At 36.8% G+C, this 12,345-nt stretch carries 15 protein-coding genes; all 15 read right to left on the bottom strand.

The genetic code is table 11. The features are described from left to right. Nucleotides 1-25: 25 nt before the first annotated feature. The 15 genes from KI338_RS03885 to hslV all read right to left on the bottom strand — a co-directional run bounded on the left by KI338_RS03885 (nucleotide 26) and on the right by hslV (nucleotide 12,333). Nucleotides 26-400, bottom strand: a complete 375-nt coding sequence (locus tag KI338_RS03885; RefSeq protein WP_212919643.1) for a TIGR02530 family flagellar biosynthesis protein — start codon at nucleotides 398-400, stop codon at nucleotides 26-28. Nucleotides 401-429: 29 nt separating this feature from the next. Beyond that, nucleotides 430-954: a flagellar hook assembly protein FlgD gene (gene flgD, locus KI338_RS03880; protein WP_306345293.1), complete on the bottom strand. Its 525-nt coding sequence runs from the start codon at nucleotides 952-954 to the stop codon at nucleotides 430-432. Continuing rightward, a complete protein-coding gene (locus KI338_RS03875; RefSeq protein ID WP_212919642.1) occupies nucleotides 955-2,178 on the bottom strand; it encodes a flagellar hook-length control protein FliK in 1,224 nt (407 codons plus the stop codon). Nucleotides 2,179-2,208: 30 nt separating this feature from the next. Beyond that, nucleotides 2,209-2,796 (bottom strand): MotE family protein, encoded by a 588-nt coding sequence (locus tag KI338_RS03870; RefSeq protein ID WP_212919641.1) that lies wholly within the window; start codon nucleotides 2,794-2,796, stop codon nucleotides 2,209-2,211. Nucleotides 2,797-2,805: 9 nt separating this feature from the next. Then, nucleotides 2,806-3,252, bottom strand: coding sequence for a flagellar export protein FliJ (fliJ, locus tag KI338_RS03865; RefSeq protein ID WP_244853325.1), 447 nt, complete (start codon nucleotides 3,250-3,252; stop codon nucleotides 2,806-2,808). Continuing rightward, nucleotides 3,252-4,571, bottom strand: a complete 1,320-nt coding sequence (fliI, locus tag KI338_RS03860; RefSeq protein ID WP_212919640.1) for a flagellar protein export ATPase FliI — start codon at nucleotides 4,569-4,571, stop codon at nucleotides 3,252-3,254. The genes fliJ and fliI overlap by 1 nt, the downstream gene beginning before the upstream one ends. Next, nucleotides 4,568-5,302, bottom strand: a complete 735-nt coding sequence (gene fliH / locus KI338_RS03855; RefSeq protein ID WP_212919639.1) for a flagellar assembly protein FliH — start codon at nucleotides 5,300-5,302, stop codon at nucleotides 4,568-4,570. The genes fliI and fliH overlap by 4 nt, the downstream gene beginning before the upstream one ends. After that, on the bottom strand, nucleotides 5,295-6,308 hold the full coding sequence (fliG, locus tag KI338_RS03850) for a flagellar motor switch protein FliG (RefSeq protein WP_212919638.1): 1,014 nt from the start codon (nucleotides 6,306-6,308) through the stop codon (nucleotides 5,295-5,297). The genes fliH and fliG overlap by 8 nt, the downstream gene beginning before the upstream one ends. A gap of 12 nt (nucleotides 6,309-6,320) precedes the next feature. Further along, nucleotides 6,321-7,886, bottom strand: a complete 1,566-nt coding sequence (gene fliF / locus KI338_RS03845) for a flagellar basal-body MS-ring/collar protein FliF (RefSeq protein ID WP_212919637.1) — start codon at nucleotides 7,884-7,886, stop codon at nucleotides 6,321-6,323. A gap of 161 nt (nucleotides 7,887-8,047) precedes the next feature. After that, nucleotides 8,048-8,350: a flagellar hook-basal body complex protein FliE gene (gene fliE, locus KI338_RS03840; RefSeq protein ID WP_212919636.1), complete on the bottom strand. Its 303-nt coding sequence runs from the start codon at nucleotides 8,348-8,350 to the stop codon at nucleotides 8,048-8,050. Between the two features lie 11 nt (nucleotides 8,351-8,361). Continuing rightward, entirely contained in the window at nucleotides 8,362-8,817 is a 456-nt protein-coding gene (gene flgC, locus KI338_RS03835) for a flagellar basal body rod protein FlgC (RefSeq protein ID WP_212919635.1), read from the bottom strand. A 2-nt stretch (nucleotides 8,818-8,819) separates the two neighbouring features. Beyond that, on the bottom strand, nucleotides 8,820-9,215 hold the full coding sequence (gene flgB, locus KI338_RS03830; RefSeq protein ID WP_212919634.1) for a flagellar basal body rod protein FlgB: 396 nt from the start codon (nucleotides 9,213-9,215) through the stop codon (nucleotides 8,820-8,822). Nucleotides 9,216-9,566: 351 nt separating this feature from the next. Beyond that, complete coding sequence (gene codY, locus KI338_RS03825; RefSeq protein ID WP_212919633.1) at nucleotides 9,567-10,346, bottom strand: GTP-sensing pleiotropic transcriptional regulator CodY; 780 nt, start codon at nucleotides 10,344-10,346, stop codon at nucleotides 9,567-9,569. Between the two features lie 28 nt (nucleotides 10,347-10,374). After that, nucleotides 10,375-11,769, bottom strand: a complete 1,395-nt coding sequence (gene hslU, locus KI338_RS03820) for an ATP-dependent protease ATPase subunit HslU (RefSeq protein WP_212919632.1) — start codon at nucleotides 11,767-11,769, stop codon at nucleotides 10,375-10,377. Between the two features lie 18 nt (nucleotides 11,770-11,787). Continuing rightward, complete coding sequence (hslV, locus tag KI338_RS03815; protein WP_212919631.1) at nucleotides 11,788-12,333, bottom strand: ATP-dependent protease subunit HslV; 546 nt, start codon at nucleotides 12,331-12,333, stop codon at nucleotides 11,788-11,790. Nucleotides 12,334-12,345 lie beyond the last annotated feature (12 nt).

Here is a 12,345-nt window from a genome sequence, read left to right as displayed (position 1 = left end):
TTATGGCTTCCCATAAGGGTCCAGCCTAATCATTTATTAAAATAGTTCCATTAATGTTTGTAAAAATTCTATTGGATGCTTCTTCCAAATTCATAGCTGTCACAACCGTATTATTTCTTGTGCTTACTACCAAGGCAGCATTGTTCATCACAACAAGAGAATCCGTTATTCCCTTTTCTTTTGCCTCAGACACCTTGTCATTAATCAATTGCCATTGTCTGTCGTTTAATTGAATATTTCTTTCTTGAAGTCTTTCATTCGCATGCTTGCTTATTTTAAGTTCCTGCTGTTCCTTGAGAACTGTTTTAAAGTCAAGACCGGATTCCGTTGACTTTGGCTTTTTAATGCTAGGAAATTGTAAGGCATACTGTCTTGGTACCTGATGAATACGATGATCCATAACGCTCACTTCCTTTGTTGTAGACCATATTACTCTATAGCGGATTCAGAATCCTCAGGAGTTTCAGGAGCTTCAGGATCTTTAGGATCTTTAGGATCTTCAGTAGACTCCCCTATTGCTTTTACCTCCAGAATGGCATCCGCATATACCCTTTCACCATTTTCCAATTCCAGAACGGCATATCCTTGATGCTGGCTGACTGCTATTACCTTGCTTGTCTTATTTCCTAAACTTTCACCAGTTTCTATATCAAAGCTTTGATAGGTTACTATTTTACCAATCATATGACTATATTGAACTATTGGCGAAATCAATTGGTTTTCTACAAGTGTATTAATAGATTTGGTCATATTCATCATTTGTTCTAAAGAAGAAAACTGAGCCAATTGAGATATAAATTCTCGATCCTCCATTGGATTAGTTGGATCCTGGTTTTGTAATTGGACCATTAAAATTTTCAAAAATTCATCCTTCCCAAGTTCGTTACTTGGAACTCGAGTATTCGATTGATTCTTTAAATATAATGTGGGATCAATTACCGGCAACTTATTCACCTACACTTTCTCATAAATCAATTCACTTAGACGAGCTTCAAAATCTTCCCCGTTTGAATTCTTTTCTGGATGATTAGATTGGTCAGAATTACTTTGTCCTTGTTCATTAAATGATGGTTGATCATTGTCTTCTTTCGACTGATTCTGGGCTTGTCCACCAGTAACATCTTGTCTTTCAATAATGACTTGTTGTGGTGAAAACATATGTCTTAATTGATGCATATTAGATTCAAGCATTTCTTTTGCAGCTTGAGTTGAAACAACAATTTTAACAGTCATCTCACCATTAATTTCTGTTAAACGAACCATCATCTCACCAAGATTTTCTGGTCTAAGCGCAATTGATAATTGATTTATCCCATTCGGCATCGCTAGAAACTTACTTGTTTTAATTACTTGCTGAAATTGTTCCATTAACTGTTGCTCAACAGTGTGCCCACTTTGATTCGGATTAACATAGATGACATATTGCTCTAACTTATGCATCACTCCATTATTCTGGTAGTTCATCTCTCCAGACACAATAGGTTTATCAGATAACGGTTGATTCTTCAGAGCATTTTCAATCCACTTTACTACATCCTTTGTAGTCACTTGGGCATCACTTTGGAATTGCTGTTTAGACATTAGTTTCGTACGTTTTTGGTAAGCTTGAAGAATATCATGCCATGCTTGATTAACCTTTACATTAGTTCCTTCACTCTCTATTACCTGATCAGTAACTGTATTTGAACTTAGCATTTTTTGCTCAATCATTGACCATTGTTGTAAGAGCTCTAAAATTTTTGGAGCAATTTTCTTAATATCCTCAGAAGCTTGAGCAGTTGATAGTAAGTCTTCAAAGTTTGCTAATATAGCAACTAATTGTTGACCAAGTTTTGCATACTCTTCCTGATTCAATTGTATAGGACTTTCCACCAAAATGGATTGAAGATAATTCTCTATCTTATCTTCATCAACCTTCATAAATTCCTCTGAATCTAAGTTCAAGCTCTTAAATAAATCTAATAAGCTTAGTTCAGCACTTTCTGATTCAGTTGATGAGTTCAGAGGATTTGGGATGTTGTCAGAAAAAATCGGATTATCAGTTCCCATTTTTGCTAACAGAAAGGAAAATAATGCGTCCTCTTGCCCTGCATCCAAAGTATTAACCGTCTTTTGAGATTTAGTTGTAATTTCTCCAGTTAATACTGTTGGTTGCATTAACATTCTCACCGCGTCCATTTCTTCACCTCCTTTCAAGTACTTCCATTCTTAATTTGCATTAATAAAGAATTTAGTAATTTCTGCTGCTACTTGAGGGGACATATTTTCCATAATGGAACCACGATCATCAGTTGACATTTCACTTAATATGACGTAAGCAGTTCCTGGTTCGAGCTGTTCCAATATTAAAGCAGCCTGTTTTCCTTTCATATTCGTAAAGGATTTCGAAATTTGTTTAACGGTTTTTTTATCGTCTTCTTGTCCAGGTTTTTGACGTGCAGCATCAAGATCTCTTTCAAGCTTTGTAATCTGTTGCTTTAATTGCTCAACGGTTCCCTCAAGCTCCTTTTTCTCCTGACTTACCTTTTCTATTTCGGCATCCTTCGCGTCTAGTCTCGATTCTATACTTTCTTGCTGTGCTTTCTCTCTTGCCTCATCATCAGTTGTAATAAGCGAAGAAAGAACTGGTATATTATTACCTGTATTCTTTGCCCAGCTTACGACATCTACCCCAGCCACAGCGAACACAACAACCGTTAATGTTATCGCAATTATCACTGGTATCACGATAGCAAAAAGGAACCAGAGAAAAGGATTCATTTTTTCTTTTTCATTTAAAGCTTTTTCTTTCGCCATTGTACTCACCTATTTTTTGTGACTAAGATATTGTTGAATAGACAATTCATTCATGAAGGATTCTTCCATTTTATTTCTCATTATTGTCTCTTCGTTGTTACGAACTTCAATAATCTTTTCGAACTTTTTTGTTTCGACATGTGCTTCGGAAAGTTTTTGTTGTTTAAATTCCATTATTGAACGAGCCTGTTGTACTTGTTTCTGTAGCTCATCAATCCGTTTCGTTAAGGTATCTATGTATGTTAGCTGATCTTGAATAAAATCAAGATGCATACTAGAAAGAAGAGCTTCTTCATAGGCTGCCTCAGCTGCTTCTTTTTTTTGTAATAGATTGAAAAGCTTCGTTGCGATATCCTCAAATACATCAACAGCTTTGTAATAATCAATCTGTGCATCTTTTTTCTCTCGTTCTCTAATATCTAGTATTTTTGATAAGACAGCTGTTCCTGCCATCATCAATTACCCCCATTTAGCACATCCTTAAGTTTTTCTACTGTTTCCTCAAATGTTAATTTTTCATAAATGCTTTGCTTTAGAAATGTCATTATTTGAGGATGATATTTAATCGCCTTATCAATTTCATTATCAGAGCCACGTTTGTAAGCACCAATCTGGATAAGATCCTTATTCTCCTCATACTTAGCAAGTAGAGTCCTTACTTCTTGTGCTAATTTCAATTGTTCTTCTGAAACGACCTGATTCATGACCCTGCTAATGGATTTTAACGTGTTAATAGCGGGATATTGCCCTTGCTCCGCTAATTTTCGATCCATTACAAAGTGACCATCCAAAATACCTCTTACTGTATCAGCAATTGGTTCATTCATATCATCACCATCAACCAATACCGTATAAAACGCAGTAATCGTTCCATTCTTGTTCGTGCCTGTTCGTTCAAGAAGCTTTGGCAAAACAGAAAAAACAGAAGGTGTATATCCCTTTGTCGTTGGAGGCTCACCAGTTGCAAGACCAATTTCTCGTTGTGCCATTGCCACACGCGTTACGGAATCCATCATGAGATTAACGTTATAGCCCAAATCACGAAAGTACTCGCTAATTGCCGTTGCGGTATATGCTCCTTTAATTCTCATGAGTGCAGGTTGATCAGATGTTGCTACAACAACTATGGATTTTTCTAACCCCTCAGGACCTAAGTCCTTTTCAATAAATTCATTTACTTCTCTTCCCCGCTCACCAATTAGTGCAATGACATTTATATCAGCTTTACTGTTTCTAGCAATCATGCCAAGTAATGTACTCTTTCCTACACCACTACCAGCAAATAACCCGATTCGCTGTCCTCTACCAACTGTAAGTAGTGAATCTATTGCCTTAACTCCGACTTGTATTGGTTCAGATATAGTTGGTCTAGACATAGGATTTGGTGGTGATTGTTCGGTCAGATAGCTGGTCAAGCCTTTTGGTAAGGGTGAGCCATCAAGTGGAGTTCCTAGAGAATCAACTACTTTACCAATAAGACCTCTACCAACTTTTACAGTTAATGGCTTCCCAGTAGACTCTACTAAGCAGCCTGGTCCAATTTCAGACACCTCGTTATAGGGCATTAATATAATATTTTCATTATTAAATCCTACAACTTCTGCTAGAACAGGCTTTCTGTTGTTTTTAATACTAGAGTGAATATAGCAGACCTCTCCGATGTTTGCTGCGGGGCCGATAGATTCAATCATGATACCAATTACGCGCTGAACCTTTCCGTAGCGTTTGTATAAATCTGCTTCTTCAATTACTGTTTGGTAAATTGATAGCTTCATTCTCCCTGCTCCATTACAAGTTCATATAATACTTGTTTAACTTGACTTAACTGTGTGTCAATGCTTGCATCGATTCTCCCAAATGGATGTTCTATCACACAACTGCCATCTTGAAGGCTTTCATTGACTAAAATTGACAGTTCAGCACTCGAATCAAGAACCCTTTCCAGCTCACTCTTTTGAGCAAGTACAAATTCATAATTAGAAGGGCTAAGGTATATAGAAAGAACTCGTTGATCCTTTATGGCTTGAATCGCATCCTTGACAATGGGTAAAAATGATTCTGGCTCCTCGCTAAGCTTTTGTTTCATAATCTTCTCTGCCACTTTAATTGCTAGCATAAGCATCGATTCTTCACTTTTTTCCAAAGTGGCTTCATAGTCCTTTTTAGTTGCTAGAATAATAGAATTAGCTTGTTCGATTAATTGTTTAAATTGGAAAAGACTTTCTGCTTTCCCTTGCTCAAATCCCGCTTGATAACCCGCTTCATTAGCCTGTTCAATTAGAGCTAATTTTTCTTGTTCCCAATTTTCACGCTGCTCTTCGATTTGTTTCTCTGTCTCTTCAAGAACTTTTAATTGCTGTTGTTGAACTAATTCAAGTTCCTCTTTCGCACCCTCAAGCTGGGCCAACTTTGATTGAAGTAGCGTATCATCAGCATTATCCTGAATTGGACGCTGAATCGGTTTAAGCTGAATTATACGTTTCGATTGGGGTTCGGAACTAAACAATGATATCGTCTCCTCCACCACGAGCTATTACAATCTCGCCAATGTCCTCTAATCTTCTTATCGAAGCTACGATTCGAGTCTGGGCTTCCTCTACATCACGCAACCTAACAGGACCCATATATTCCATTTCTTCCTTAAAGGTTTCAGCCATGCGTTGTGACATATTTTTGAAAACAATTTCCTTCACTTCTTCACTTGCTACCTTAAGTGCTAGACGTAAATCTTCATTTTCGACTTCACGAATAACTCGTTGTATTGCCCGATTATCCAGAATAACAATATCCTCAAATACAAACATCCGCTTTTTAATTTCATCTGCAAGCTCTGGATCCTGTATTTCTAATGCATCCAAAATAGTTCGCTCTGTGCTTCGGTCAACACCGTTAAGCACTTCTACAACAGCTTGAATACCACCAGTTTGCGTATAGTCTTCTGTAAAGGATGATGAAATATTTCGCTCAAGCACCTCTTCCACCTGACTAATAATTTCTGGTGAAGTTGAATCCATTGTAGCTATTCTTTTAGCGATATCAGCTTGCATTTCCTGAGGTAGGGCAGATAAAATTTGACCTGCTTGTTCAGGGTCTAAATAAGATAAAACTAGTGCAATCGTTTGTGGATGCTCACTCTGAATATAATTCAATACTTGCTGCGGATCAGCTTTTCGAGCAAAATCAAATGGCCTGACCTGTAAAGAGGATGTCAGTCGATTAATGATATTATTTGCTTCCTGTTCACCAAACGCTTTTTCTAAAACTGTTTTAGCATAACCTATACCGCCTTGTGATATATAGTCTTGTGCAAGAGCAATTTGATGAAATTGATCAACTACCTCTTCCTTCATACCTGTATCTACTTTTTTAACAGATGAAATTTCTAGACTGAGCTTCTCAATCTCTTCTTCAGTTAGATGCTTATATACTTGAGCGGAAACATCTGGCCCTAGAGAGATTAAGAGAATAGCTGCTTTTTGTCTACCTGTTAACTTTGTTTGTTGCCTAGCCACTTTACTACCTCCCTAATCTTCTCCAATCCAGCCACGAAGTAATTTCGCAAATTCTTCTGGTTTATCTTTCGCTAGTTTTTCTAATTGTTTCTTACGCTGTATCATGTCATTATCTTCCACTTCAATATCAGGAACTGTTTCCGTTGAAGTATCTATATAATCTTCTTCAATTTCTTCATCTACTTTTGGCTTTCTAACCATGAGCAGAATAATTAAGATGACAATTACTAGTAGCAAGAGCCCACCAACAATGTATAGCCATAGCGGGATTTTAAATCCTGGTTCTTTCTGTAAGGCATTACTTCCATTGAATTCTTGGAATACAATCGATGTTTTTTCATCAGGAATAACCTCTCCATCCTGTCCATCAATTGAAGTTGTGATAATCGAATTTAAGATAGAGGTAATTCCTTGTTCTACTGTCATTTGCTGTTGCGCATCTAAGTCATTTTTATTTACAGCAACCTGTATTCCTAAGTCGCGAACCTTATAAGGTGCCTCTGCTATTTCTTTATGAATACGATTAAATTCATTATTTACAGTTTCTTTAACATATTCATATTCACCGTTGTCGCCTTCTTCTCCACCTGGATAATTAGCAATATCCTCATCACCTGCACCAGCTATCCCGCCAGCTGCAGCTCCATTACCAGTATACGTTTCACGAATTGTTTCCACACTAACTGGTAAACCCTCCATACTTTCGGGGTCAACCGGCTCAATGATTTCTTCCACACGATTTTCTTTTGTGAAATCAACATCTGCTGTCACGGAAACAATCACATTATTCATTCCTACCATCGTACCAAGCATTTGCTGCAGTCTTCTTTGAATATCACGTTCAATATCCTGCTTGACAGTTTGTTGGTATGCATAGGCATCTTCATATCCAGAAGCATTTTGTGCGTTTTGGTCATAGTATTCAAAGTATTGATTCATAATACTAATGTTCTCTGGTTCTAAGTTCGGAACCGCCTTAGATACTAATTGGTATAGAGCATTGATTTGATTCCCCTGGAATTTATATCCGGGTGCAGTCTCTATCATAATGGCAGCACTTGTTGGCTGTGTTGATTCACTTACGAAAACTGGTTCCTTCGGCATTGTTATCATTACGGTTGCATCATTAATTCCATCAATGCGTTTAATTAAGTTTGCTAACTCCGTTTGCATCGCATCTAATTTCATTACATTGAATTCATTATCCGTTATACCCCAAGAAGCATTTTTACTAAAAAAGGAATAATCAATATTTCCACTATCAGGAATACCTTGTACCGCTAAGTCAACCAATAAGCTATCTGCTTGCTCATCTGGCACTAAGATTGTTTTCCCAGCATCTTGCAATTCATACGGGATTCCTCTAGCGTCTAATTCTGACTTGATTTGCCCTACCTCTTGCACGGATAGATTTCTATATAATGGTACATAATTAGATTTCGTCGCAAATAATGAAATAACTGCTATTAATACAATAACTGCAATCGAAGAACCAATTATTATTCCCTTTTGACCCTTTGATCGATTTGACCAAAAGGTTTTTGCCTTATCTGTAAATTTCATTATTTTTTCGTTCATGTACTCCCCCGCCAAATTCCAAAACAATAATTGTAGAAACCATGGCTTCCTTAAACACAACCGGTACCATAGTTTTCATCCATCAAGCCTATAAAATTATTATGTATTTTAAATGTAAACATTAAATTAATGGTAAATCTTCCGATATATTTATAAGAAGACTACACTTGCATTCGCATAATCTCGTTATATGCATCAATTACTTTTCGTTGAATCTCTACAGTTGCTTCTAATGTAATACTTGCCTTTTGAGCTGTAATCATGACATCGTGTAAGTCATTAATTTGCCCTAATGCTAGTGCCTCTGTCTTCTTATCAGATAAATTTTGTAAATCATTAACATCGTTAATGGCATTCTTAAACACATTTGCAAAGCTTGCTTGCGCCTCACCAGGCGATTTGACCTGTTCTTTTACAGTAGTACCAATTGGTGTATTTGTAATGCTATTAACTCCGAGATTCATAACTATTCTCCTTATCTACCAATTTCTAGCGCCTTCATAAGCATACTTTTACTTGCATTTAGTGCTGTGATATTCGCTTCATATGACCTTGTTGCACTCATTAGATCAACCATTTCTTTTAAGGGATCTACATTTGGCATAAGTACATATCCTTCTTCATTTGCATCAGGATGTGTAGGGTCATAGACTAATTTAAAAGGCTCTTCATCTTCTACAATTCTTGTAACCCGCACACCTGTAGTAGGGTTAGTAGATTTATTTTGTGCTTTCTGAAGAAAAGATTGGAAGCTTTTATCTGTAGGCTCTATATTTACCATTTTTCTTCGATATGGTTCATATTCTCCGTTTTCATTTATTGTTGCCCTGGTCGTATTTGCATTGGCCATATTTGAGGAGATAACATCCATTCTCAAGCGATTGGCGGTTAATGCACTCGCACTAGCATTAAACGCATTAAATATTGACACGATTATCTACCTCCTTTTATCACCGTTTGTAAACTATTAAACTTACCGTTTATACGTTCAATTAAACTTTGATAATAAATTTGATTCTGAGCTAATTCAGCCATTTGCTTGTCAATATCGACATTGTTTCCATTGTGATTGTAGGTAGTATCCTGGTTGACCACAATTTTATATGGTTGATTTGATTCATTACTAAACGGGATATGTTTAGGATGTGTGCGTTTAGCTGTAATAGAATTGGAAATTTCGTTTTGAAGGATATCTTTAAAAACAACGTCCCTTGCTTTATAATTAGGTGTGTCAACATTGGCAATATTGGACGTAATCACCTGGTTCTTAACTGAAGCATAATTTAATGATTGCTGTAATGTATTAATCGTCCCACCAAACAACTCCATTTATTTCAAACCTCCCTAATAAATTTCTTTTTTTATTATTGACGGTCAAAAAATATAATTTATATACGAATATTGTAATTTATATCCGCTTTAAAGTCCATCAAAATTCGACATTATTTACCCTTTAACACCGAAAACAGTAGCAAATAACTAGGTATTATTAACTATTTGCGAAAACAACAGCAAATATTGGTGTAGAAATTTGTTATACTACCAAGTGATAAAATTTAGTGAAGTAAATTATCTTTCAAAATAAAAAATCCTAGACCTTTTGGTCTAGGATTTTTAGCTTATATAACTTATACACCAGATAGAAATAAATTACATACTTCCTACTCTTGCTAGTATTATTTATCTAGAGCGTAATCTATCTAATTCTACTAAGAATTTATCATTTAGTACCTTGATATATGTTCCTTTCATACCAAGTGAGCGTGATTCAATAACTCCAGCACTTTCTAATTTTCTTAGTGCGTTTACGATAACGGAGCGAGTGATACCAACTCGGTCAGCAATTTTACTTGCTACTAGAAGCCCTTCATGTCCATTTAATTCTTCGAAAATATGATCAATAGCTTCTAGCTCGCTGTAGGAAAGGGAGCTGATAGCCATTTGCACTACTGCCTTACTTCTAGCTTCCATTTCAATTTCCTCTGTCTTTTCGTGAAGGATTTCCATACCTACAACTGTAGCACCATATTCAGCAAGCAGTAGGTCATCATTGTTAAAGCTTTCCTTTAATCTACCAATAATTAATGTACCTAAGCGTTCTCCGCCTCCAATTATCGGAACGATAGTCGTAAGACCTGTTTTAAATAATTCACGATTCTCCACTGGGAATACAGTATATTGACTGTCGATGTCTAGGTTAGCTGTAGTTTCATGAATATGAAATAGCCCTTCCGTATATTCCTCTGGAAATTGTCTCTCTTCCAGCATAGATTTCATGCGCTCATTCTCAATTTCCTGGTTAATAGCATAACCTAATAACTTACCTCTTCTGCTAAGAATGAAAACATTTCCTTTGATAACATCTGTAAGAGATGCTGCCATGTCATTAAAGTTTACTGATTTTCCTGTAGCCTTTTGCAACATTGAGTTAATTTTTCTTGCGCGATCTAATAGTTCCATTTTACTGATTTCCTCCATTTAATATATTTTATAAGATAAATTGACTTAAATCTTTATTCTTAACAATTGTGCTTAATTTTTGATCAACGTATTCAGGAGTTATTTCCACAGTCTCCATAGAAACGTCCGGTGCTTCAAACGATAGATCCTCTAATAGCTTCTCTAGTATTGTATGAAGCCTCCTAGCACCAATGTTATCTGTATCTTGGTTGACCTGATAAGCGATTTCAGCAATTCTATTAACAGCTTTGTCGGTAAATACGACATTTATACCTTCCGTTTTTAGCAAAGCTTGATATTGCTTTAATAGAGCGTTTGAAGGTTCGTTTAATATTCGTACAAAATCATCTATGGATAATTTTTCTAATTCTACTCGAATTGGAAACCTTCCTTGTAGCTCTGGTATTAAATCTGATGGTTTTGCCATGTGAAATGCCCCAGCAGCAATAAATAGCATATAATCCGTTTTGACAGGACCATATTTTGTTACAACTGTTGATCCTTCAACTATTGGTAAAATATCTCGTTGCACTCCTTCACGCGAAACATTTGGTGAGTTGTCATGTTTCCCTGCAACTTTATCAATTTCATCAATAAAAATGATTCCAGATTGCTCTGCCCTTTTTATTGCTTCCTGAGAAACTTCCTCCATGTCCACCAACTTCTGTGCCTCTTGCTGGGTTAACACTTTTCTCGCTTCGGAAACAGGTAGCTTGCGTTTCTTTTTCTTTTTCGGCATAAATTGCCCTAATGCATCCTGCATATTCATTCCCACTTGTTCCATACCAGACCCCTGTAATAAGTCGAACATGGAAGGGGGAACCTCTTCAATTTCAATTGTTACAATTGTGTCCTCTAACTCTCCTAATGCTAGCTGATGTGCTATTCTACTACGTTTACTTTTAATCTCTTCATCCTTTTCTCCGTTCTCTTCAGAGTCTTCATGACCTCCTCCTCCAGAAAAAAGCATTTCAAATGGGTTGGTAATAGTGGATTGCTTTTTAACTTTAGGAACAAGCAGTTTTACTAGCTTTTTGTCTGCCTCTTCTTTCGCTTTGTCTTTGACACTTTCCAACTTTTCTTCCTTGACCATCCGCATGGACATTTCCACAAGATCACGAACCATGGATTCGACATCTCGACCCACATATCCAACCTCAGTAAACTTTGTCGCCTCTACCTTCACAAATGGTGCACCAACTAATTTGGCTAGTCTTCTTGCTATTTCTGTTTTACCAACACCAGTAGGACCAATCATTAGAATGTTTTTTGGGACTATTTCGTCTCGCAACTTATCGTCTAGTAATGTTCGACGATATCTATTCCGAAGAGCTACCGCTACTGACTTTTTGGCACTGTGCTGACCTATGATATAGTTATCAAGTTGATTCACGATCTGTCTCGGAGTAAAGTTCATTTCCATTTATTTATGGCCTCCTCATTAGTCTAGTACCTCTAGAGTAATCTGATCGTTTGTAAACACACAAATTTCACCGGCAATTTTCATTGCTGCAAGCGCAATATCTTTAGCTGACAAATGCTCTGCATAGGATACAAGAGCTCTACCCGCACTTAGTGCATAATTTCCACCTGAACCAATAGCCAATATTCCATCATCCGGTTCGATTACCTCACCGGTTCCAGAAATAAGTAGCATACTTTCTCTGTTCATCACAATTAACATTGCTTCAAGCTTTCTAAGTACTTTATCACTGCGCCACTCTTGTGCTAATTCAACCGCTGCTCTTGTCAGATTGCCATTAAAAGCCTCTAATTTCCCTTCAAATTTTTCGAAGAGGGTAAAAGCGTCTGCGACAGATCCTGCAAAACCTGCAAGCACTTGACCATTATACAATCTTCTTACTTTTTTTGCTTTATGCTTCATGACAACTGAATTGCCTAGTGTTACTTGCCCATCACCACTCATAGCACATTCACCTTTATGCTGAACGGCAAATATCGTGGTAGCATGAATTTCTTGTGCCAATAAAATCACCTC

The organism is Ornithinibacillus bavariensis (assembly GCF_018333235.1).
Taxonomy (GTDB): domain Bacteria; phylum Bacillota; class Bacilli; order Bacillales; family Amphibacillaceae; genus Ornithinibacillus; species Ornithinibacillus bavariensis.
This window is presented reverse-complemented; position numbering and strand designations above follow the sequence as displayed.